The 20,937-nt window shown below is 70.0% G+C and carries 19 protein-coding genes and 1 pseudogene; 11 read left to right on the top strand and 9 right to left on the bottom strand.

Translation table 11 applies throughout. The features are described from left to right. The first annotated feature begins 60 nt into the window (after nucleotides 1-60). The 3 genes and pseudogenes from Ato02nite_RS17075 to Ato02nite_RS51630 form a co-directional block, all read left to right on the top strand. The gene (locus Ato02nite_RS17075) at nucleotides 61-1,605 is read left to right on the top strand and encodes a GGDEF domain-containing protein (protein WP_246607088.1); all 1,545 of its coding nucleotides are present in this window, start codon (nucleotides 61-63) and stop codon (nucleotides 1,603-1,605) included. 24 nt (nucleotides 1,606-1,629) lie between these two features. Beyond that, entirely contained in the window at nucleotides 1,630-2,988 is a 1,359-nt protein-coding gene (locus Ato02nite_RS17070; RefSeq protein WP_213007523.1) for a glycoside hydrolase family 43 protein, read from the top strand. A gap of 13 nt (nucleotides 2,989-3,001) precedes the next feature. Then, nucleotides 3,002-4,111, top strand: a pseudogene (locus tag Ato02nite_RS51630) (acyltransferase family protein); the annotation flags it as partial. Nucleotides 4,112-4,162: 51 nt separating this feature from the next. Here the strand turns inward: Ato02nite_RS51630 and Ato02nite_RS17065 are convergent. The 3 genes from Ato02nite_RS17065 to Ato02nite_RS17055 all read right to left on the bottom strand — a co-directional run bounded on the left by Ato02nite_RS17065 (nucleotide 4,163) and on the right by Ato02nite_RS17055 (nucleotide 6,173). Beyond that, nucleotides 4,163-4,711: a SigE family RNA polymerase sigma factor gene (locus Ato02nite_RS17065; protein ID WP_246607087.1), complete on the bottom strand. Its 549-nt coding sequence runs from the start codon at nucleotides 4,709-4,711 to the stop codon at nucleotides 4,163-4,165. Then, entirely contained in the window at nucleotides 4,708-5,328 is a 621-nt protein-coding gene (locus Ato02nite_RS17060; RefSeq protein WP_213007522.1) for a permease-like cell division protein FtsX, read from the bottom strand. The genes Ato02nite_RS17065 and Ato02nite_RS17060 overlap by 4 nt, the downstream gene beginning before the upstream one ends. A gap of 65 nt (nucleotides 5,329-5,393) precedes the next feature. Further along, nucleotides 5,394-6,173, bottom strand: a complete 780-nt coding sequence (locus Ato02nite_RS17055) for a DeoR/GlpR family DNA-binding transcription regulator (protein WP_213007521.1) — start codon at nucleotides 6,171-6,173, stop codon at nucleotides 5,394-5,396. 107 nt (nucleotides 6,174-6,280) lie between these two features. Between Ato02nite_RS17055 and Ato02nite_RS17050 the strand changes: the two genes are divergently transcribed. The 5 genes from Ato02nite_RS17050 to Ato02nite_RS17030 are packed head-to-tail and all read left to right on the top strand — an operon-like array spanning nucleotide 6,281 to nucleotide 11,623. Further along, on the top strand, nucleotides 6,281-7,573 hold the full coding sequence (locus tag Ato02nite_RS17050) for an alpha-glucosidase/alpha-galactosidase (RefSeq protein ID WP_213007520.1): 1,293 nt from the start codon (nucleotides 6,281-6,283) through the stop codon (nucleotides 7,571-7,573). A 60-nt stretch (nucleotides 7,574-7,633) separates the two neighbouring features. Continuing rightward, nucleotides 7,634-8,515 (top strand): SIS domain-containing protein, encoded by an 882-nt coding sequence (locus tag Ato02nite_RS17045; RefSeq protein ID WP_213007519.1) that lies wholly within the window; start codon nucleotides 7,634-7,636, stop codon nucleotides 8,513-8,515. A gap of 13 nt (nucleotides 8,516-8,528) precedes the next feature. Beyond that, the gene (locus Ato02nite_RS17040; RefSeq protein WP_213007518.1) at nucleotides 8,529-9,848 is read left to right on the top strand and encodes an ABC transporter substrate-binding protein; all 1,320 of its coding nucleotides are present in this window, start codon (nucleotides 8,529-8,531) and stop codon (nucleotides 9,846-9,848) included. After that, nucleotides 9,848-10,786 carry a carbohydrate ABC transporter permease gene (locus Ato02nite_RS17035; RefSeq protein ID WP_213007517.1) on the top strand — a complete coding sequence of 313 codons (939 nt, stop codon included), beginning with the start codon at nucleotides 9,848-9,850 and terminating at the stop codon, nucleotides 10,784-10,786. The genes Ato02nite_RS17040 and Ato02nite_RS17035 overlap by 1 nt, the downstream gene beginning before the upstream one ends. Next, nucleotides 10,787-11,623 carry a carbohydrate ABC transporter permease gene (locus Ato02nite_RS17030; protein ID WP_213007516.1) on the top strand — a complete coding sequence of 279 codons (837 nt, stop codon included), beginning with the start codon at nucleotides 10,787-10,789 and terminating at the stop codon, nucleotides 11,621-11,623. Nucleotides 11,624-11,791: 168 nt separating this feature from the next. On the opposite strand, the gene Ato02nite_RS17025 is transcribed toward Ato02nite_RS17030, so the two are convergent. Next, nucleotides 11,792-12,697, bottom strand: a complete 906-nt coding sequence (locus Ato02nite_RS17025; RefSeq protein WP_246607086.1) for a carbohydrate kinase family protein — start codon at nucleotides 12,695-12,697, stop codon at nucleotides 11,792-11,794. Between the two features lie 193 nt (nucleotides 12,698-12,890). On the opposite strand from Ato02nite_RS17025, the gene Ato02nite_RS17020 reads away from it, so the two are divergent. From Ato02nite_RS17020 to Ato02nite_RS17010, 3 genes are all read left to right on the top strand, one after another. Beyond that, a complete protein-coding gene (locus Ato02nite_RS17020) occupies nucleotides 12,891-14,006 on the top strand; it encodes a 1-phosphofructokinase family hexose kinase (protein WP_213007514.1) in 1,116 nt (371 codons plus the stop codon). Then, nucleotides 13,987-14,835: a class II fructose-bisphosphate aldolase gene (locus Ato02nite_RS17015; protein WP_213007513.1), complete on the top strand. Its 849-nt coding sequence runs from the start codon at nucleotides 13,987-13,989 to the stop codon at nucleotides 14,833-14,835. Before Ato02nite_RS17020 ends, Ato02nite_RS17015 begins: the two co-directional genes overlap by 20 nt. Before the next feature lie 75 nt (nucleotides 14,836-14,910). Then, nucleotides 14,911-17,022, top strand: a complete 2,112-nt coding sequence (locus Ato02nite_RS17010) for a glycosyltransferase family 39 protein (RefSeq protein ID WP_213007512.1) — start codon at nucleotides 14,911-14,913, stop codon at nucleotides 17,020-17,022. 28 nt (nucleotides 17,023-17,050) lie between these two features. Here the strand turns inward: Ato02nite_RS17010 and Ato02nite_RS17005 are convergent, their stop codons facing one another. From Ato02nite_RS17005 to Ato02nite_RS16985, 5 genes are all read right to left on the bottom strand, one after another. Beyond that, complete coding sequence (locus tag Ato02nite_RS17005) at nucleotides 17,051-17,548, bottom strand: hypothetical protein (RefSeq protein ID WP_213007511.1); 498 nt, start codon at nucleotides 17,546-17,548, stop codon at nucleotides 17,051-17,053. Nucleotides 17,549-17,585: 37 nt separating this feature from the next. Next, nucleotides 17,586-18,701 (bottom strand): aminopeptidase P family protein, encoded by a 1,116-nt coding sequence (locus Ato02nite_RS17000; protein WP_213007510.1) that lies wholly within the window; start codon nucleotides 18,699-18,701, stop codon nucleotides 17,586-17,588. Nucleotides 18,702-18,782: 81 nt separating this feature from the next. Further along, on the bottom strand, nucleotides 18,783-19,052 hold the full coding sequence (locus Ato02nite_RS16995; protein ID WP_213007509.1) for a YggT family protein: 270 nt from the start codon (nucleotides 19,050-19,052) through the stop codon (nucleotides 18,783-18,785). Nucleotides 19,053-19,139: 87 nt separating this feature from the next. After that, complete coding sequence (locus Ato02nite_RS16990) at nucleotides 19,140-20,405, bottom strand: hypothetical protein (RefSeq protein WP_213007508.1); 1,266 nt, start codon at nucleotides 20,403-20,405, stop codon at nucleotides 19,140-19,142. Next, nucleotides 20,398-20,916: a SigE family RNA polymerase sigma factor gene (locus tag Ato02nite_RS16985; protein ID WP_213007507.1), complete on the bottom strand. Its 519-nt coding sequence runs from the start codon at nucleotides 20,914-20,916 to the stop codon at nucleotides 20,398-20,400. Before Ato02nite_RS16985 ends, Ato02nite_RS16990 begins: the two co-directional genes overlap by 8 nt. Nucleotides 20,917-20,937 lie beyond the last annotated feature (21 nt).

Raw genomic sequence — 20,937 nt, 5'->3', positions numbered from 1 at the left:
CAAAGATCGAAATTCACAAAGAACCTCATGGCGGGCCGGTCCCGGTCGATGAGGACGAGCGTGGACGGTGCGAGAACGGTGCGGCGGTGGCTCAGCCAGGCGCCGGAGCTCCGTCGTGACCCCGTCCTGATCGCGGCGATCTCCTGGACCCTGCTGGCGACGGTGCTGTTCTTCGCGTTGACCGGCGACACCGACTGGCAGGTGCGCACCTTCTGGACGTTCCAGCTGCCGCTGGACGCGCTGCTCACGTTCTCGTCCTGGCAGGTCTTCCGCCTCGCCACCGGGGCCATTCGCCGTTTCTGGCGGGTGCTGACCGGCGTCGGCTCGCTGTTCCTGGTCGGGGACACGATGCAGACGATCGCGACCTTCACCAGTCCGCCCGGCACCTGGTCGACGACCGGCGGCATCGTGCAGTCCACCTGTTTCGCCGTGGGGCTGGTGATCGTCGTGCTGGCGATGCTGCTCCATCCGCACCCGGGACGAACCGGGCGGGCACGGCTCGCATTCTGGCTCGACTCGGCCTCGGTGCTGGTCGCCGGCGCGGTGGTGGCCTGGTGTTTCGCGATCAAGCCGGGCGAGACCGACCGCACCGATCTGTTCGCGAGCCTGCTCGCGGCGGTCGCGGCCATCACCGGTTGCTTCGCCGCGATCAAGATGATCTTGAGTGGCAACGCTCCGATGCGCAAAGCCGCCGCCGTCACGATGATGGGCGCGGCCGTGTTCACCGCGGTCGGCTTCTTCGTCGCCCCGCCCGCCGCCGATCACCTGCCCGCCTACGTCTACCTCGTGCGGTTGCTGCCGTCGCTGCTGATCGCCCTCGGCCCGCGTATCCAGGTGGTGATCGCCAAGTCCGATCCGGCGCCGTTCGCCGAACGGCGGCGCAAGCCGTACAGCCTGATGCCGTACGGCGCGATCGCGATCGTCTTCAGCGCACTGCTGGTGGTGCTGCCGGGCGGCGCCGACTTCCAGCTGTGGGGCGTGGTGGTCGGCCTCGGGCTGATCTGCGCGCTGGTCGCGGCCCGGCAGCTGGTCGCGTTCCACGACAACACCGACCTGATCGAGCGGCTGCGCGAGCACGAGACGAGGCTGCGCCACCAGGCGCTCACCGACGGGTTGACCGGGCTGGCCAACCGCACCCACTTCCACGAGCAGCTCGAGGCGGAGCTGGACGCGGACTCGTCCCGCACCTCGGTGCTGCTCATCGACCTGGACGGGTTTAAACAGGTCAACGACACACTCGGGCACGCGGCCGGCGACGAGCTGCTGATCTCGGTGGCGGACAAGATGCGGGGCGCGGTGCGCGACGGCGACCTGCCGGCGCGCTTCGGCGGCGACGAGTTCGGCATCCTGCTGCGCGGCTGCACCGGGCCGGAGGCCGAGCAGACCGCCCAGCGGCTGCTCGCCGCGTTCGCCGTGCCGGTGGCGATCTCCGGGACGATGATCACCGCCAACGCCAGCATCGGCTCGGCCGCGGCCGAGCCGGGCGAGGGCGTCTCGGCGGTCATCCGGCGCGCCGACGTTGCCATGTACGCGGCCAAATCCGCAGGTAAGGGCACCTGGCGGCGGTACGACACGGGCATGGAGACGATCCACTCTTTCCATTGATAGTGGTCGTTGTTAACGTTAACCATGTCCTCCGTACGCAAGATCGGCGGCACCGTCCTCGCCGCCGTACTCGCTCTGGTCTTCGGTGCCGCCTCCCCCGCTGCCGCAGCCACCTACGCCGGCTATGCCATGGCGTACTTCACCGAATCCCCCAACATGTCCGCCGCCAACTACGGCCTGCACGTCGCGGTCAGCAGCGACGGCCTCAACTGGACCCCGCTCAACCAGAACAACCCGGTCGTCACCCCCACGGCCGGAGCGCAAGGTCTGCGGGATCCCTACATCCTGCGCAAGCAGGACGGCACGTTCGAGGTGCTGGCCACCGATCTGAAGGGCACCGACTGGAGCTACAACAGCCAGTACATCCACGTCTGGGACTCCACCGATCTGCGGTCCTTCACCAACTACCGCCGGCTGAAGGTCAACTCGCTGTCCACCCACTCGTGGGCACCCGAGGCGTTCTGGGACGCTTCGCGCGGCCGGTACGGCGTCATCTACTCGTCCGTGGTCGGCGGCCACAACGTGATCATGGTGAGTTACACGACCGACTTCCGGACGGCCACCGAGGGCACGGTGTTCTTCGACAACGGCACCGACGTCATCGACGGCAACCTGGTCAGCCAGGGCGGGGTGAACTACTTCTACTACCGCGGGACGGGCGGCCTGTTCGGTGCCCGGTCCTCGACGCTCAACCCGGGCAGCTTCACCACCTACACCAGCGTGATCAACCCCGGCCGGGGCGTCGAGGCACCGCAGCTGGCACCGGCGCTGTCCGGCAACGGGTACACGCTGTGGGGCGACACCTACAGCCCGAACGGCCGGTTCTTCGCCTGGTCGACCAGCTCGCTGTCGACCGGCAGCTGGACCCTGCTCAACGACCGCAGCTACACCCAGCCGCTGAACTCCAAGCATCTGGGCATCACGCCGATCACCGCGAGCGAGCTCAGCAACCTACTGGCGACCGGCACGCCGGCCTGGAACCGGGTCAAGTCGTACAACTACCCGGGTCGCTACATCCGGCACTACAGCAACGTCGGCCGGATCGACGAGTATCCGTTCGACCAGTGGCAGGACCAGCAGTGGAAACTGGTTCCCGGGCTGGCCGACGGTGCGGGCGTCTCGTTCCAGTCGGTGAACTACCCGACCATGTACCTGCGGCACTACAGCTACGCGATCCAGCTGGCGGCCAGCGACGGCTCGACCGCCTTCAAGGGTGACGCGACGTTCTACCGGGTGGCCGGCCTGGCCGACAGCTCGTGGACGTCGTTCCGCTCGTACAACTACCCGGATCGATACCTGCGGCACTCCAACTACGTGCTGCGCATCGATCCGATCAGCACCACCGCCGAGAAGCAGGACGCGACGTTCAAGGTCGGCTTCTGAGTATTCTTCGCGGATGCCCGCCGCACCCCACACCCACCGGATGGCTTGGCTGGATGCGCTGCGCGCGGTAGCCGCATTGTTCGTGGTCTATGCGCACCTGACCCACTGGCTGCTGTCCGATGTCCGTGCGGTCACCGCGAACTGGTTCAACGGCGGCGTCGCCGGGGTGATGCTCTTCTTCCTGGTGAGCGGTTACATCATCCCGGCGTCGCTGGAACGGCACGGCGATCTGCGGCGGTTCTGGGCGTCCCGGGCCGCCCGGCTGTTCCCGCTCTACCTGGCGGTCGGCGCCGCCGTGATCGTTCTGCTGCCGGTCGCGCCGTACCTGAAGGAGCACCCGGCGGCCGGCACGATCGCCCACCTCACCATGCTGGCCCAGTTCACCGGCTTCGACCTGGTGACGCCGGTGATGTGGACGCTCAGCTTCGAGATGGCGTTCTACCTGCTGGTGGCCGGCCTGTTCGCGCTCAGGCTGCACCGGGCCAGCGCGACGATCGCGGTGATCTTCGCGGTGACCGCGGTGGTGACCGTGCCGCTGACCCCGCGGCAGATGGTCACGCCGGTGCTGCCGGTGGTGATCGCCGTCGTCCTCGTCGCCGGGCTGGCCGGGCTGCTCAGCCGGCGGCGGACCGCGGTGGTGGCCGGCGCGCTGACGCTGATCGCGCTGGTGCTGACCCTGCTGCTGGCCAACCAGCACCCGTCGCACGTCTGGGACGGCCTGCTGATCCCGGCGGTCATGTTCACCGGTACGGCGATCTACCGCGCCGAGCACGGGCAGACCCCTCGTCGCGACGCCTACGTGGCCGCCGGGGTGGTCGGCATCGCCTGCCTGATCAACTGGTTCGGCGAGCTCAGGTCGCTGAACGCGCTCACCCCGCAATACATGGCCCGCTCGGTGATCACCCTGCTGATCATCGGCGGGTCCTTCGCGATCGGCTTCGCCTGCCGATATCGCCGGGTTCCGCGCTCGCTGGCCTGGATCGGCCTGGTCAGCTACTCGCTCTACCTGATCCACGTGCCGGTCATCCAGCTCACCGGCCCGTGGCTCTACGCGCACGTCCACGGGCCGGCCGAGATCCCGGCCACCGCCGCCTTCGTCGCCGGGCTGCTCGGTCTCTCCTGGCTGACCTACCGCTGGATCGAGCTGCCCGGCCAGCGCCTGGCCGGTTCCCGGTCAGTGCTCCGCAAAGTCCTCCCCGAGCAGCGTTCGCAGCCGGGCCAGGGCGCGGGAGTTGCGCATCTTGACCACCGAGACGGAGACGCCGAGGATCGTGGCCACGGTGTCGACGCTGTGGTCCTCGGCGTGCCGCAGCACCAGGACGGCCCGGTCCTCGACGGTCAGCGTGGCGAGCGCGTCCACCAGGGCGAGGCGCAACTCCGGCGTGCCGGCCGCGGCGGCGTCTGACCGGTCCGGCAACTCGGCCAGCACGATCTCCGAACCGCTGCGCCGCTGGTGCCGATCAAAAACCAGATTCATCAGTACGCGGCGGCTGTAGCCGTCGAGGTTGGTGCCGGTGCGGATCCGGCCCCACGCCGCGTACATCTTGGTGAAGGTCTGCTGGGTCAGGTCCTGGGCGAGGTGCCAGTCCCGGCACATCAGGTAGGCGCTGCGGCGCAGCCGCGTGGCGGCGGACTCGACGAACGCGGTGAACTCCTCGTCGCGGCCCGCCCTGGTCTTGATGTTGCCGGCCGCGGTCCGGGGCGGCGTCACGGTCTCGGTCACCAGACCCCTCCGACCGGGGCGTCGGCCGTGCAGACCCGGCCCTCGATCCACTCGATGCCGTCCATCGCCGCGTAATCCGCGCGGAGGGACGCGTATCGCGAGCGCTTCTCCATCCGCACCCGGAACGTCTCGGGCAGCTCCTTCGGGCTGACCGAGGACACGAAGTCGGGACTGTCCGACCACAGCTTCCGGAACCGCTCGTAAGCGTCCTCCCGGCCCTCGTAGAGCACGGCGCCGACCCGCGGGTCGTCGTCCAGCTTCGACCGCAGCTCCGCCTTCCGCTCCGCGGTCACCGCCGGGCCCAGAAAGATCACCACGTCGGTGGCATTCTTCTCGACCGTCTTCGACGCACAGGAGGGCGCCGCCACCAGCATCATCGCCGGCGCGAAAGCCTCCGGCGGGCTCACCGGGCCGCTCCCGCCCGGCCGCAGGTTCACCGCCGTGACCACGCCGGCCACCAGCACCAGGACCGCCGCCACGGTCGCCGCCGCGATGCCCCGTCGCCGGCGGCGGATCCGGCCGCCCTCGGCGATGGCGGCCAGCGCCATCTCCCCCGGGTCGGCGCCGGGGTCGTCGTCGACCGCCCGGTCGAATTGCTCCCGCAGGTTCGCGTCCACCTGGACTATCTCCTCGCTGTCCGTTCCGGCCTCTGCTGTTAGGACCGGATGGACACCCGGATCGGTCACATGGCGCCGGCCACGACCACCTCGGTGCCCGCGCGGCGGATGGCCTCGATCCCGGCCGGGTCGGCGCTGGCGTCGGTGACCAGCAGGGCAACGTCGGTGACCGGGCAGATGCCGGCCAGGCAGATCTTGCCGACCTTGGACCCGTCGGCCACCACGATCACCCGGTCGGCCCGGCGGATCATCGTGGCGTTGGTGTTCGCCTCGATCTCGTCGTGGGTGGTCAGGCCGCCGCGGGCGCTGATGCCGTCGACGCCGACCACGGCCACCGCCATGTTCAGGCCCTTCAGCGCCTGGTCGGCGATCGGGCCGACCAGCTCGTAGGACTGGGTGCGGGACACCCCGCCCGTCATGATCAGCTTCAGCCGGGGGCGGAGAGCCAGCTCGGCCGCGATGTTCAGCGCGTTGGTGACCACCGTCAGGTCGACCCGCTCGGCGAGCAGCCGGGCCAGCAGGTGGGTCGTCGTGCCGCCGGTCAGCCCGAGCGTGAGCGGACCCTTCGGCAGCAGATCGAAAACGGTCTTCGCGACCAGGGCCTTCTCCTCGCGGTGCTGCCCGACCCGGTAGCGGACCGGCAACTCGTACGCGACGTCGACGGCGACCGCGCCTCCATGCGTACGGGAAAGGAGCCGTTGATCTTCGAGGACCTGGAGATCGCGGCGGATGGTCGCGGGCGAGACGGCGAACTCGTCGGCGAGGTGGCCGGCGTCGACCGAGCCGTGACTGGCGACGCGCTCGAGGATGGCGGAAACCCGGTCGGCCCGGCGCAGCGAACTCATGGACCCCTCAATCGGTACTGATCAAACGAGCAGTCAATGTAGTTCGTTTTCAAGCGATACACCAGTTCGTCTTGCGCGCTCTTGGCGTAGGCGCCAACAATCCCGCCATGACTGTGATCGCCTTCCTGGGCGCCGGCAGCGTGGTCTTCACCCGCGAGCTGCTGGCCGACATCCTGTCCTTCCCGGAGTTGCGGGACGTGACCCTGGCCCTGCACGACATCGACGCCGAGCGCCTCGAAACGGCCGAGGCGATCGCCCGGCAGACCGCCGGCCAGCTCGGCTGCAAGCCGGTCATCACGACTTCACTGGACCGCCGGGCGGCCCTGGACGGCGCCGACTTCGTGATCAACTCGATCCAGGTGGGCATGCACGCGGCGACCGTGCGCGACTTCGAGATCCCGGCGAAGTACGGGCTGCGGCAGACGATCGGCGACACACTCGGGGTCGGTGGCATCTTCCGAGCACTTCGGACATTTCCGGTGTTGGATGGCATCGCGCGAGACATTGCGGAGCTGTGTCCCGACGCCTGGCTGCTCAACTACACCAACCCGATGGCCATGAACATCGGTTACCTCGCGGCCGCGGCACCCAGGGTCAAGGCGGTCGGGCTCTGCCACTCGGTGTTCTGGACCGTGCACGACCTGGCCGAGCTGCTGGGCGTGCCGCTCGACGAGATCGACTACACCGGCGCGGGGGTCAACCACCAGGCCTGGCTGCTGCGCTTCGAGCACCGCGGCGAATCGCTCTACCCTCGGCTGGACGAGCTGCTGGAAAGGGAGCCTGAGCTGCGGCGACGCGTGCGCATGGACATGTACAAGCGGCTCGGTTACTTCCCCACCGAGACCAGCGAGCACTCGTCCGAGTACGTGCCCTGGTACCTGCACCACGACGCGGAGATCGCCCGGCTGCGCATCCCGGTCGGCGACTACCTGCAGATCAGCGCCGACAACGTGGCCGAATACCAGAGCGTCAAAAATGCCATGCGAAGCGGCGAGGAACTGGACCTCACCCGGGAAGCCACCGAGTACGCCCCGCAGGTCATCCACAGCATGGTCACCGGCACCATGCGCCGCATCCACGGCAACGTCGCCAATCACGGCCTGATCAGCAACCTTCCCGAGGGGTACGCGGTGGAGGTGCCGTGCGTTGTCGACCGTCTCGGCGTACGCCCGGAACTGGTCGGGGATCTCCCCGCGCAATGCGCGGCTCTGAATCGGAGCTTCGTCAGCGTCGGACAGTTGACCGTGCAGGCCGCCCTCACCGGCGACAAGCGGATGGTCCGGCAGGCCGCGATGGTCGACCCGAACACCGCGGCGACGCTGACCGTGGACCAGATCTGGGAGCTGTGCGACGAACTCACCGCCGCGCACGGCGATCTGTTGCCGGAAGCGCTCAGATGAGAATGTTCGTTTGATGCGCACATCTTGTTAAGCGAGCGCAAACGAGCATAATCCTCGAACATGAATGACACCGCGGCCGAGATCGCCAGCCAGCCGGACGTGTGGCGGCAAAGCCTGGCCCTTGCGGGCCAGGCGAAGGACGAGCTGATCGCTCCCGGCGAGCGGATGCTCGTCCTCGGCTGCGGCACCTCCTGGTTCGTCGCCCAAGCCCTCGCCGAACTGCGCGAGTCCGCCGGTTTCGGCGAGACCGACGCGGTCTGCGCGTCGGAGTTCCTCCCCCGCCGCCACTACGACCGGATCGTGGCGGTCACCCGCTCCGGCACCTCGACCGAGGTGCTCGAAGCGCTCCGCACGGTCCCGGCGTCGACCCGCACGACCGCGATCACGGCCGTCCGCGGCGAACCGGTGGACGGCCTCACCGACAGCCAACTGGTGCTCGACTTCGCCGACGAGCGCAGCGTGGTGCAGACCCGGTTCCCGACCAGCGTGCTGGCACTCGCCCGGCACGCGTTCGGTGACGACATCGAGCCGGTGATCGCGGATGGTCGCGCCGCCCTGCAGATGGCGTTGCCGGCCGACCCCGCGGACATCGAACACCTGGTCTTCCTCGGCACCGGCTGGACCGTCGGGCTGGCCCACGAGGCCGCACTCAAGGTTCGCGAGGCGGCCCAGGCCTACTCGGAGTCCTACCCCGCCAAGGACTTCCGGCACGGCCCGGTCGCGGTGGCCGGGCGCAATTCGCTGGTCTGGTCGTTCGGCGCCACCCCGATCGAACTGGACGACGTAGCCCGCGAGGCCGGCGCCACGACGTACCGAAGCAAGCAGGACCCTCTCGCCCAGCTGGTGCTCGCGCAGCGTTTTGCGCTGGCCATGGCCGCGCACCGCGGCCTTGATCCCGACCGTCCTCGACTGCTCACCCGATCCGTGGTCCTTACCCCCTGAAGAGGTGCACGAGATGACAGACCTTCGGCGCGGCCGGTCGTTCCGGCTGCTGGCAGGCGGCCTCGGCGCCGCATTGACCCTCTCCGCCTGCATGGGCGGAACGACCGACTCCGGCAAGGACGCCGCGGCCGGCTACGACCCGAAGGCCGCCGTCACGATCACCTGGTGGACCGGGCAGGAGCAGCAGCAGGAGAAGGTGGCCGAGCAGCTCGCCGCCGAGTACCACACCGCCAACCCGAACGTCACGATCAAGGTCTCGCCCGGGGCGCCGACCACCGACGACCTGCTCACCAAGCTGTCCGCCGGGTTCACCAGCGGCAGCTACCCGGACGTCTCCTACGCCTACGGCAACTGGGCCGGCGACCTGGGCGCGAGCGGCAAGACCCAGGACCTGACGTCCTATGTGCAGGACGCGGCGTTCGGCTGGAACGACTTCCCGGCCGCCGCCCGCGAGGTGGCCACCTCGAAAGGCAAGGTCATCGGCATCCCGGCGCTGGTCGACAACCTCGCGCTGATCTACAACAAGGCCCTGTTCGACAGGGCCGGCGTGGCCTACCCCACCGACCAGTGGTCCTGGGACGACTTCCGGGCCGCGGCCACGAAGCTCACCGACAAATCCACCAACACGTACGGAACGGCCTACTCGGTCTCCGGCAGCGAGGACACCACCTGGCACCTGTGGCCGCTGCTCTGGCAGCGCGGCGGCAAGATCCTCGACGGGGACAAGCCGGCCTTCAACTCCGACGCCGGGGTGGCCGCGCTCGAAACGCTGCGGCAGATGGCGGTCGACGACAAGTCGATGTACCTCGACCAGACCGACGAGAAGTACGGGCCGCTGTTCAACAGCGGACACATCGCCATGATGCTGTCCGGCCCCTGGTCACTGCTGGAGATCAAAGAGGCCAAGCTGGCGTACGGGGTGGTAGACCTGCCCGGCTACAACGGCGACCACCAGACCGTCTCCGGCCCCGACCTGTGGGTGCTGTTCGACCACGGCGACGTGAACCGGGCCGGCGCCACCCGCGACTTCATGAAGTGGCTGACCAGCGCTTCCGTCGATCCGAAGTGGAACCTGGCGATCGGTAACCTGCCGTTGCGCACGTCGGAGAAGACCTCCCCGGAGTACGCGGCGTACGTCAAGGAGTACCCCGGCGGCGACAAGTTCTTCGCCAACCTCACCAACGCCAAGCAGGCCCGGCCCACCCTGCCCGGCTACGAGGTGCTGTCCCGCAACGTCGGCGACGCGGTCGCGCGCGTGCTCCAGGGTCAGGCGCAGCCCAAGGAGGCCTTGGACAACGCCGCCAAGAAGTCCGTCGACGCGATCACGAACTGATGGCGCTCACGTTCGCGGCTACGCCGCGCACCCAGGTGGCTTCCTTTAAAAAGGGCCCGCGCGGCCGCGCCGCGCGGCGGAATCTCACCGGCTGGGCCTTCGCCGGGCCGGCCACCCTGATCGTCATCGGACTATCGATCTTCCCGGCGGTGTGGGCGTTCTTCATCTCCCGGGCCAAGTGGAACGGCATCGCCCCGGCGACCCAGGTCGGCTGGCGCAACTACCAGCTGCTGGTCAAGGACCCGGACATGATCGCGGCGACCAAGCACACGCTGCTGCTCACCGCACTGTTCGTGCCCGGCTCGATCATCCTGGGCATCGTCATCGCGATCGCCCTGAACCAGAAGATCCGCCTGATCGGCTTCTACCGCACCTGTATCTTCGTGCCCTACGTGGCGTCGGCGGCGGCCACCGGCATCCTGGCCGGCTTCGTCTTCAACCCGCAGTTCGGGGTGGCCAACGACGTGCTGCGCCATCTCGGACTGCCGCAGCAGCAGTTCCTGGAGAACCCGCACCAGGCGATCTACATCATCTGCCTGATCGCGCTCTGGGGTGAGGTCGGCTTCACCACCGTCATCTATCTGGCCGCGCTGCAGGACATCCCGCGCGACCTGGTCGAGGCGGCCCGGATGGACGGCGCGTCGCCATGGCGGGTGTTCCGCCACGTCACGCTGCCGGAGCTGCGGCCGGTCACAGTATTCGCGGCGATCTGGCAGACCATCACCGCGATGCAGCTGTTCGACCTGATCTACACGACCACCCGCGGCGGGCCGCTCAACAGCACCCAGACGATCGTCTACTACATCTACGAACTGGCCTTTCAGACCCAGAGGCTCGGGTACGGGGCGGCCGCGGCGTACCTGCTCTTCATCGTGACCCTGCTCCTCTCACTGCTGGTCATCTGGTACTCGCGGCGCCGCGGCTCGGAGGTGTTCTGAATGCCCAGGTTTTTCAAAGAGGGCAAGCTTCCTTTTTCTCCGTGGCATCTGCTGCTCATGCCGCTCGCCCTGATCTTCGTGCTGCCGCTCGTGCAGATGCTGCTCACCTCGTTCATGAGCAGCGCCGAGATCAACCAGTTCCCGCCCAAACTGATCCCGACCAGCCTGCACCTCGAGGGCTACCGGCATCTCTTCTCGGAGACACCGGCCCTGCGCTGGTTCGTCAACACGGTGATCGTCTCCAGCATCGCGGTCGTCTCCCACCTGGCCCTGTGCTCGATGGCCGGCTACGGCTTCGCCCGGCTCAAGTTCGCCGGTCGCGGCATCGCGTTCGTGCTGATCCTGGCCACAGTCATGATCCCGATCCAGCTGCTGATGATCCCGACCTACCTGATGTTCGCCCGGATCGGCATCGTCGACACCCTCGCCGCCGCCTACGTGCCGTGGCTGGCCTCGGCGTTCGGCATCTTCCTGATGCGGCAGTTCTTCCTCGGGCTGCCGGCCGAACTGGAGGAAGCGGCCCTGATCGACGGCGCCGGCCAGTGGCGGACGTTCCGCAGCATCGTGCTGCCGCTGGCCAAGCCGGCGCTGACCACGCTGGCCATCATCACGCTGCTGTGGAGCTGGAACGACCTGTTGTGGCCGCTGGTCGCGATCTCCGACGACCACCGGTTCACGCTGCAGGTAGGCCTGGCCAACTTCCAGGGCATGCGCCGCACCGAATGGTCCCAGCTGATGGCCGGCAACGTGCTGGCCACGATGCCACTGATCCTGGCGTTCCTGTTCGCCCAGCGAAAGTTCATCGCCACGATGACCTTCACCGGCATCAAGGGCTAAGGGTCGGTGCAGCTGGTTTGGCTCACCCTCCGTCAACCGCCCGGTCCGCCGACCGTGCCCGAAACAGAGACGGCTGACCTGCGGCCATCCCACCAGATCCGCCGGCTGCGCGCGGGCCGGCGAAGCCGACCGCCCTGGCGAGGCCGACCGCGTTCGTTAGGGCGGGTGTCAGGTTGGCAGGTCGGCGGGGGTTGCCTGGGCGGCTGTGCCGCCGGGGGCGCGGGTGCTCAGCGAGCCGGCGATCGCGGCCCAGGTGATCGCTTCGGTTATCGGTCGGCCGCTCAGGTGGGCCGCCAGGAAGCCGGCGTTGAAGCTGTCGCCTGCGCCGGTCGTGTCGACCACGTCTACCGGGCGGCCAGGGGCGGTGCAGCTGCCGCCGGGCCACCAGGCTCTCGCGCCGCGGGCGCCGTCCTTCATCACCACCGTCGTGCCGTTGCGCACCAGGCTTGCTGCGGCCTCGTCCGGGTCGGGCCGGCCGGTGATCGCGTGCAGCTCGGCGGCGTTGGGAAGGAAGAAGTCGGTGCTCTCCAGGATCGCGGAAAGGGACTCCCACTTCTCGGCCGGGTCCCAGTTGGTGTCCAGCGACGTGGTCAAGCCTAGGTGGCGCGCTCGCCGGAAGTCTCCGGCCAGGCCGGTGGCCAGTTCGGGCTGGAGGTACAGCGAGGCCACGTGCACGTGCCGGGCCCGGCCGAGCAGTTCGTCGGTCAGGTCGCCGGGGCGCAGGGCGGAGATCGTGCCGGGCAGGGTGAGCATGCCGCGGTCGTCCGGTTCGGACAGGACCACCGTGAGGCCGGTCGGTGCACCCCGGCCGTCGGCGGGCAGCAGGGTCACGCCGCACTCGGTGAGCTGCTGCCGCACCAGCGCGCCGAAGACGTCGTCGCCGACCGCCGCGAACAGGGCCGTGCACAGACCCAGGCGCGCACAACCGGCCGCGGTGATCGCCGCCGAGCCGCCGAGGACCAGGTCGGCCGCCGTGAGCAGCTGCTCGGCCTGGCCGAACCGGGGCCGCACGTCGCCGCGCAGCAGCAGGTCGGGGTTGGCGTCCCCGACCACCAGAACGTCGAACTCGGTCACCGCTGTGCCTCCACTGTCCATATGAACAATTCGTGAGCACGATACGCGCATGATCGGCTATTGACACGTGCGCGTTCGATCAGTTCAATCGAGTCGACGCGATCGAGCCCAGTCGGTATCCAGTCCGGCAGCCGGTTCGCCAGGGCAGCACGACCTTGCCCGAGGCGGGGCAGATCCTCTCCGGAGCCTCGCCATGATCGTCACCGTCACGTTGAACCCGGCCCTCGACCTCACCTACGCCGTCGACGCCCTGGTCCCGCACGGCACCCACCGGGTCACGACGGTCGCCGAGCGCCCCGGCGGCAAAGGGCTCAACGTCGCCCGCGTCCTGCACGCCCTGGGCGAGCCGGTCCTGGCCACCGGCCTGCTGGGCGGCACCACCGGCGGCCGGGTCGCCGCTCTGCTGAGAGGCGAGGGCGTCGCCGCGTCCTTCGTGGACATCGCGGGCGAGACGCGCCGGACGGTCGCGGTCGTCGACCGGGCCGACGCCACCGGTTTCTGGGAGCCGGGTCCGACGATCACCGAGGCCGAGTGGTCCCGCTTCGCCGACCACTTCCGCGGCCTGCTGCGCGAGGCGTCGGTGGTCACGCTCAGCGGTTCGCTGCCGCCCGGTCTGCCCGCGTCGGCCTACGCCCACCTGATCGCGTACGCCCGGGAGGCCGGCGTCCCCACCCTGCTCGACACCAGCGGCGCGGCCCTGCGGCACGGCCTGCTGGCCGGTCCGGCGCTGGCCAAGCCGAACGCCGACGAACTCGCCGCCCTGCTAGCGCCACCGGAAAGCCACGACCGACCGGGCCACCTGCCGCCACCGGAAAGCCACGACCGACCGGGCCTCCTGCCGCCACCGGGAAGTCACGACCGAGCGGATGCCGCCGGGCCGGGCGCGCCCGGCCCGGCACCGACCGAGGTGGGCGGAGCGGCGGCCGGCCTGGTCGCGTTGGTGCGTGCGGTCGCCGGTGGGCCCGTTGTCGTCTCGCGCGGTGCGGCGGGGCTGCTCGCGATCGCGGGCGACGAGGTCTGGGAGTGCGTTCCGCCGGTCGCGCTGGACGGCAACCCGACCGGGGCCGGCGACGCCTGCGTCGCGGCGCTGGCCCGCGGGCTGCGCGACCGCACCGCCTGGCCGGATCTGCTCGCCGACGCCGTCGCGCTCTCGGCCGCGGCGGTCGCGGTGCCGGTGGCCGGTGCTTTCGACCCCGAGACCTACCGGCGGACCTTCGCCATCGCCAGGCCACTCCCCTCCGCTCGCGGCGGCACCGCCGAAATCCCCGGAACTGCCTCAGGAGGTTCTCGTGCTCGCACCCACCGGTGAACTCGTCGCCGCCGCGCACGCTGCCGGTGGTGCGGTCGGCGCCTTCAACGTCATCACCATCGAGCACGCCGAAGCGATCGTGGCGGGGGCCGAGGAAGCTCTGCTGCCGGTGATCCTGCAGATCAGTGAGAACGCGGTTCGCTTTCACCATGGCCGGCTGGCGCCGATCGCGGCGGCCACCCGGGCCATCGCCGACGCCGCGAGTGTGCCGGTCGCCCTGCACCTCGATCACGTCGAGTCGGACGCACTGCTCGCCGAGGCCGCGGCCAACGGGTTCGGGTCGGTCATGTACGACGCGTCCCGGCTGCCCTACGCCGAGAACGTGGCGGCCACCGCGGCCGCGGTCCGGGCTTGCCGGGCGCAGGGGCTCTGGGTGGAGAGTGAGCTCGGTGAGATCGGCGGGAAGGGTGGTTCGCACGCCAAGGGGGCCCGGACCGATCCGGATGAGGCCGCCGCCTTCGTCGCCGCCACGGGGGTGGACGCTCTCGCGGTGGCGGTCGGGTCCTCGCATGCCATGGTCACCCGGAGCGCCCGGCTCGATCACGAGCTGATCGGCCGGCTGGCCGCGGCCGTTCCCGTTCCGCTGGTGTTGCACGGCTCGTCGGGGGTGCCGGACGACGAGTTGACCCGGGCGGTTCGCGGCGGGATGTCGAAGATCAACATTGGGACGGCGTTGAACACCGCGTTCACCGGTACGGTTCGGGCCGCGCTCGGCGACCAGCCCGATCTGATCGATCCGCGTCGCTATCTGGCGTCCGCGCGGTCGGCGATGGCGGTGACCGTTTCGTCGGCGTTACGGGTGCTCAAATCCGGCGTAATCCCCGCGTAATCTCAGCCGAGATCTACAGCCGCCTCACAGGTTGCTCCTAGAGTCCACGTAGCACCTCCGGCAAAAGTGGCAACCATGACGTTGACCCTCGAACCTCCTCCGGCCGTCGAGAGCGTGGAGCCGTCGCCCCGGCGTCGCTCTTGGCTCGGAGACCCCGCCTGGGCCCGGCCCGCACTGTGGGTGCTGCTCGCCGGCACCGCGGTGCTCTACCTGTGGAACCTGTCCGCCTCCGGCTTCGCGAACGAGTTCTATGCGGCCTCCGCGCAGGCCGGCTCGCAGTCGTGGAAGGCGTGGCTGTTCGCCTCGCTGGACGCGGGCAACGCCATCACGGTCGACAAGCCGCCCGCCGCGATGTGGGTGATGGGCCTGTCGATGCGGATCTTCGGGGTGAACAGCTGGGCGCTGCTGGTGCCGGAAGCGCTGATGGGCGTGGCCGGCGTGGCGCTGCTCTACGCGGCGGTGCGCCGCTGGTTCGGGCCGGTGGCCGGACTGCTGGCCGGCGCCACCCTGGCGATCACGCCGGTCGCGGTGCTGATGTTCCGTTTCGACAACCCGGACGCGCTGCTCGTACTGCTGATGGTCGGCGCCGCCTACGCCACCGTCCGGGCCGTGGAGACCGCGTCCTGGAAGTGGCTCGCGCTGGTCGGCGTACTGCTCGGCTTCGGCTTCCTCACCAAGATGCTGCAGGCCTTCCTGGTGTTGCCCGGCTTCGCGCTGGTCTACCTGATCGCGGCGCCCACCAGCATTCTCAAGCGGCTGCGTGACCTGCTGATCGGCGGTCTCGCGCTGCTCGTCTCGGGCGGCTGGTTCGTCCTGCTGGTGTCGCTGTGGCCGGCCGGCTCCCGGCCGTACATCGCCGGTTCCACCAACAACACGCTCTGGCAGCTGGCGATCGGCTACAACGGTCTCGGCCGGATCTTCGGCGGCGACGGCAACCGCGGCGGAGGCGGCGGCGGGCCGGGCGGCGGGGGCGGCGGCGGCGGCGGGAACAGCATGTTCGGCGGCTCGACCGGCATCACCCGGATGTTCGGCGACAGCTTCGGTCTGGAGATCTCTTGGCTCCTGCCGGCCGCATTGGTCGCGCTGGTCGCGCTTCTGATCGGTACGGCGAGAGCACCGCGCACCGACCGCACTCGCGCCGCGGCCGTGCTGTGGGGCGGATGGACCGTCGTCACCGCTCTGACCTTCAGTTTCATGAGCGGGACCGTGCACCCGTACTACGCGATCGCCCTGGCTCCGGGCATCGCGGCGCTGGTCGCCATCGGTGCCCGGGTGCTGTGGGGCCGGAAGGACAACGTCCTCGCCCGGATCGGCCTGGCCGCGATGGTCGTGGTGACCGGGGTGTGGGACTTCGAACTGCTCGGCCGGGTCTCGTGGGCGCCGGCGCTGCGGTGGGTCGTGCTGATCGGCGGGATCCTGGCGGGTGCGGCCCTGCTCATCCCGGGCCGGCTGCTGCGCCGGGGCGGCCTCGTGCTCGTGGCGGCCGTCGCGGTCGGCGCGACCGGGGCGGCGAGCGCGGCCTGGGGCGTCGGAACGGCGGGCACGTCGCACACCGGGTCAACGCCGACGTCCGGGCCGGCCGGGGTGTCGACCGGCGGCGGGTTCGGGCGCGGCGGCGGGTTCGGCGGCGGCGGTCGCAGCGGTGGCGGCTTCCCCGGCGGCGGCGAAATGCCCGGCGGGACCGCGCAGGGCGGCTTCCCCGGCGGCGGCTTCCCCGGCGGCGGGCAGGGCGACGGCAACGGCGACGGCAACGCGCCGGGCTACGGCAACGGCCAGGGCAGCGGCAGCGCGCCGGGCGGCACCGGGCAGAACGGTGGCGGCGGCCGGACCGGCGGCGGCTTCGGCGGCGGGGCCGGGCCGGCCAACTCCGAGCTGGTCGCGCTGCTCAAGGCCACCGACAACCGCTGGGCCGCGGCCACCAACGGCTCGATGCAGGCGGCCCCACTGCAGCTGACCAGCGGCAAGGCGGTCATGGCGATCGGCGGCTTCACCGGCAGCGACCCGTCGCCGACCCTCGCCGAGTTCCAGGCCTACGTGAAGGCCGGCGATATCCACTACTACATCGGTGGTGGCGGCGCGGGCGGCCGCGGCGGCGGCAGTTCGTCGATCAGCCAGTGGGTAGAGGACAACTACACGGCGACGACCGTGGGCGGCAGCACCGTCTACGACCTGACCGCGCCGAAGTAGGCCCGCGTCGGCCGGATGACCGCGGTGGTCATCCGGCCGAACGCTGGACCTCGCCGAGCCGGCAGGTCAGCTTGTCGCCGACGGCGACCTTCGCGGTGGCGGCGGGTTCTCCCGTGGTGATCGTGTAGACGCCGGATCTGGTGACCGTGGCGCCGGCCGCGATGCCCTTGACGGTAGCCACGCCGGTGGCGACCGCGGAACGGCTCGCGTCGGTCAGCGACCAGTGCAGGTAGTAGGTGGCCTTCTCGGTGGCCGGGTTGGCCAGCGTGAAGCTCAGCTTCCAGGCCGTCCCGGCCGGGTGGCCGTAGGAACTGGCCTGGGCACAGGAGAACGCCCGGGCCTCGCCGACGACCGTCACCGGCGAGGTGCCGGCCGTCGCGGAGGGCTCGGTCGTCCACGGGTGCATGGTGCCGACGACGACCGCGGCCGCGGCAACGCCGGAGAACACGTACGTCGTGAAGTTGTTGGTCTTCCGGGCATGCCGGGGTTTGAAGCCTGCGGGCCGCGGCAACGCGAGGTACGTCACGCACGTCCATCGGCAGCGCCGCGCCGGACTTCAGCGTTCAGGACACGACGGCCAGGCCGTGGTCGGTGTTGTTGAGGCGGTGGCCGCCGTCCGGGGTCACCGTGACGATGTCCTCGATCCGCACCCCGAAGCGGCCGGGCAGGTAGATGCCGGGCTCGATGGAGAAGCACATGCCCGGGACCAGCGGCTGCTTCTCCCCGGCCACCATGTACGGCGGCTCGTGGGTGGTGACGCCGATGCCGTGGCCGGTGCGGTGGATGAAGTACTCGCCGTAGCCGGCGTCCCGGATCACCTGCCGGGCCACCCAGTCGATCTCCTCGCACGGCACGCCCGGCTTGACCGCCTCGAACGCGGCCTGCTGGGCCCGCCGGACGATCGCGTGCACCTCGCCGACCTCGTCGTCCGGTTCACCCACGGTGACTGTGCGGGTGGTGTCCGAGCCGTAGCCGTCGAGCAGGCCGCCGAAGTCGAGGACCACCGCGTCGCCGGGCCGGATCTCCCGGTCGCCCGCCTCGTGGTGCGGGTTCGCGCCGTTCGGGCCCGAGCCGACCACGGTGAAGTCGACCTGTTCGTGGCCGAACTTGCGCAGCAGGGCGGCCAGGTCGGCGGCCACCTCGGTCTCGCGCCGGCCGGCGAAGCGTACGCCCAGGATCTCGCCGTAGGCGGCGTCGGCGGCCGCGCCCGCCGCGGCCAGCCGGGCCAACTCGTGCTGGTCCTTGATCGCCCGCAGCATCGGCTGGCACACCGACAGGGCGTGGTAGCCGGTGCCGGGCAGCGCCTCCTGCAGGCCGATCAGGTGCATCGCCCAGGTGGAGTCGGAGATGCCGTAGCGGCCGCCGGGGCGCAGCAGGGGCGCGACCACGTGGTAGGGGTCGGCGGCGTCGTACCAGTCGAGCATCTCCAGGGCGGGCGCACCGGGCGCGGCGGCCGCGTCGGGCCGTTCCAGGGCCGGCACCACCAGCCTCGGCGGCTGACCGGGGATGAGCACCAGCAGGGTGAGCCGCTCGGTCACCGCGGTCGGCTTGTAACCGGTGAGCCAGGCCAGGTCGGGCCCGATGCCGACCAGCACCCCGGCCAGCCCGGCCGCGGTCGCGGACTCGACCGCCCGCTGCATGCGATGGGCGTAGTCGTCGGCGGTGAACTGCACAGTCATGCATACAGAATCCGGGCCGGTGGCGCCTCGCGCATCCCCCTCGGGGGATGAGGCGCCACCGGCCCGGACCTAATCCGAAAGTCAGGCGATCAGCGAACGAATCAGGACGATCGCGAAGAACACGATGATGAAGGCCAGGTCGATCGACATGCCGCCGACGCGCAGCGGCGGGACGATCCGGCGGACCGGAGCGAGGATCGGCTCGGTGACCGCGGTCACTCCGGAGGTCAAACGGTACCGGAGCGATCCGGCCGTGGACGGGCCGGCCAGCGCGACGGACCAGTCGAGCACCGCGCGAACCACCAGGAGCAGTTGCAACAGCAGCAGTACCAGGCTGACGAGGGCGAGCATCTTTCCTCCAGTTACCGAACGGGGTAGCTCCCACTACTGTGCGTCGGCTTGCTGTGAGGTGGCTGAGCAGCCCCTGTGCCGCCCTGACTACTTACAGCGCCACACCACCGCCTGGATGACGTCGTCAGCGTCGTCCGACTGACCCCCGATGGTCCGGCCGTCGTCGCTGATCGTGTTCGGGATGTTGGTGAGCAGGCCGGGCTTGTGGTCGGCCAGCATGGGCAGCTTGAGGATGGGGCCGTCGACGTCCAGGATCGCGTACCCCGACTTGTTGATGCCGACCTTCCAGCCCTGGGCGTTGACCGCGTCCGGCCGCATGTCGAACTGGTCGAGGATCACGGCCTCACCGGTGCGCACGTTCCACTGGGTCGCCCACATCGTCCCGGCGACCCCGAGTCTCTCCTCCTCCGATTTCTCGTCGGCCACGCCGACCGCGATCCCGTTGCGGATCGAGAACACCCGGGCGCTGGCCGCCTTCTTGCCCTGGTAGGACGGGAGCGGCAGGTCATGGTGGGTGCCGTCGGGGAACCAGACGTACGGCGTCTTCAGGTCGAGGTCGCCGACCGTGGTGCCGTCCTCGTCGATGTCGGCGGCGGTGGAAGCCTTGGTACCGGCCGGGACCGGCAGCTTGAACGGCTTCGCCGTCGCCGACGTCCAGACCACGGCGCTCGAGGCGGCGTCGCCGGCCGGAGAACTGGCGTCGACGCCGACGATCGCCCCGGCGTCGTTGATCGCGGCCGCGTTGCCGGCTTTCACCCCGGGCAGTTTCACGACCTTGCCGTTGACGTACGCGAACGGCACCTGGGCGTCGTTCAGATAGCTCCAGCCGGTCGCGTCGCCGGACGAGTTGACGTCGGTCATCGACTCCTCCGCGTCGCCCGGCAGCATCACCTTCTTGACCGAGTCGCCGTGCCAGATGACGCCCTGGTAACCGCCGCCCTTGGGATAGGTGCGGCCGACGTAGTACGACCCGGTCGGGTCGCCGCCGCCGATCAGCGCCATCGGCTCGTTGTCGGGCACCGGCAGCTTCTCGATGGTGCAGCTGGTCGGCGCGGTCGCGGCCGGCGCCTTCCAGCCGGCCGTGCCCGGGATCGTGTAGGCGGGTTTCGGCTTGGCGCTCGCCGACGGTTTCTTGGTCGCGGCCAGATTCGGCGACGGCCTCGTCGACGTACGCGCGTTGACGACGGCGACCCCGGCGACCGCGATCACGGTGAGTGCCGCGACACCGGCGTACCCCACGGCCCGGCGCCGGTTGCGGCGGCGCCCGACCGTGATGGCCTGATCGATGTCGACGGTTGAGGGGGCGGGCGGTTCGTCGTCGAGGGACCGCAGCAGATCGATTTCGCTAGGCAATTGTCGGCTCCTCTTTCAGGGCGGCCTCGGGCGCACCGAGCAGCCGCCGCAGGGTGGCCAGTCCGCGGGCGGTCTGGCTCTTGACCGTGCCGGCGGAGCAGCCGAGCGCGCCGGCCACCTCCTCGACCGGCAGGTCGTAGAAGAACCGCAGCACCAGCACGGCCCGCTGTCGCCGGGGAACCTGCCCCAGCGCGGCGCGGACAACCTCTCGATCCTCGGCACCGCCCTCCTCATAAGGGGGCGGTTCGGGCGTATCCCGGAACAGCCTTACCCGCGACCACGCTCGGCGTTTCTCGTCCAGGAACGTGCGCACCAGCATGGTTCGCACGTACGCGTCGAGGTTGTCGGCGGTCTGCGCCCGCCGCCATTTCACGAACAGCGTGGTGATGGTCTGCTGAACCAGGTCGTCGGCACGATGCGGGTCGCCGGCCAGGACGTACGCGAGCCGTCGCAGCGCGGGAATCTTCGCCTTGACGTATTCCACGTAATCCTCGTCCGCACCATCCCGCATCGCCCCAGCCCTCCGTAGCTC

The sequence above is a fragment of the Paractinoplanes toevensis genome (assembly GCF_018332695.1).
GTDB classification, from domain to species: Bacteria; Actinomycetota; Actinomycetes; order Mycobacteriales; family Micromonosporaceae; genus Actinoplanes; species Actinoplanes toevensis.
This window is presented reverse-complemented; position numbering and strand designations above follow the sequence as displayed.

Bases quoted from the DNA above. Each gene is read 5' to 3' on its own strand.
- Ato02nite_RS17020 (WP_213007514.1), top strand. From the start codon at position 12,891: ATGATCGTCACCGTCACGTTGAACCCGGCCCTCGACCTCACCTACGCC.
- Ato02nite_RS17040 (WP_213007518.1), top strand. From the start codon at position 8,529: ATGACAGACCTTCGGCGCGGCCGGTCGTTCCGGCTGCTGGCAGGCGGC.
- Ato02nite_RS17035 (WP_213007517.1), top strand. From the start codon at position 9,848: ATGGCGCTCACGTTCGCGGCTACGCCGCGCACCCAGGTGGCTTCCTTT.
- Ato02nite_RS16995 (WP_213007509.1), bottom strand. From the start codon at position 19,052: ATGCTCGCCCTCGTCAGCCTGGTACTGCTGCTGTTGCAACTGCTCCTG.
- Ato02nite_RS17010 (WP_213007512.1), top strand. From the start codon at position 14,911: ATGACGTTGACCCTCGAACCTCCTCCGGCCGTCGAGAGCGTGGAGCCG.
- Ato02nite_RS16985 (WP_213007507.1), bottom strand. From the start codon at position 20,916: ATGCGGGATGGTGCGGACGAGGATTACGTGGAATACGTCAAGGCGAAG.
- Ato02nite_RS17050 (WP_213007520.1), top strand. From the start codon at position 6,281: ATGACTGTGATCGCCTTCCTGGGCGCCGGCAGCGTGGTCTTCACCCGC.
- Ato02nite_RS17070 (WP_213007523.1), top strand. From the start codon at position 1,630: ATGTCCTCCGTACGCAAGATCGGCGGCACCGTCCTCGCCGCCGTACTC.
- Ato02nite_RS17045 (WP_213007519.1), top strand. From the start codon at position 7,634: ATGAATGACACCGCGGCCGAGATCGCCAGCCAGCCGGACGTGTGGCGG.
- Ato02nite_RS17030 (WP_213007516.1), top strand. From the start codon at position 10,787: ATGCCCAGGTTTTTCAAAGAGGGCAAGCTTCCTTTTTCTCCGTGGCAT.
- Ato02nite_RS17000 (WP_213007510.1), bottom strand. From the start codon at position 18,701: ATGACTGTGCAGTTCACCGCCGACGACTACGCCCATCGCATGCAGCGG.
- Ato02nite_RS17055 (WP_213007521.1), bottom strand. From the start codon at position 6,173: ATGAGTTCGCTGCGCCGGGCCGACCGGGTTTCCGCCATCCTCGAGCGC.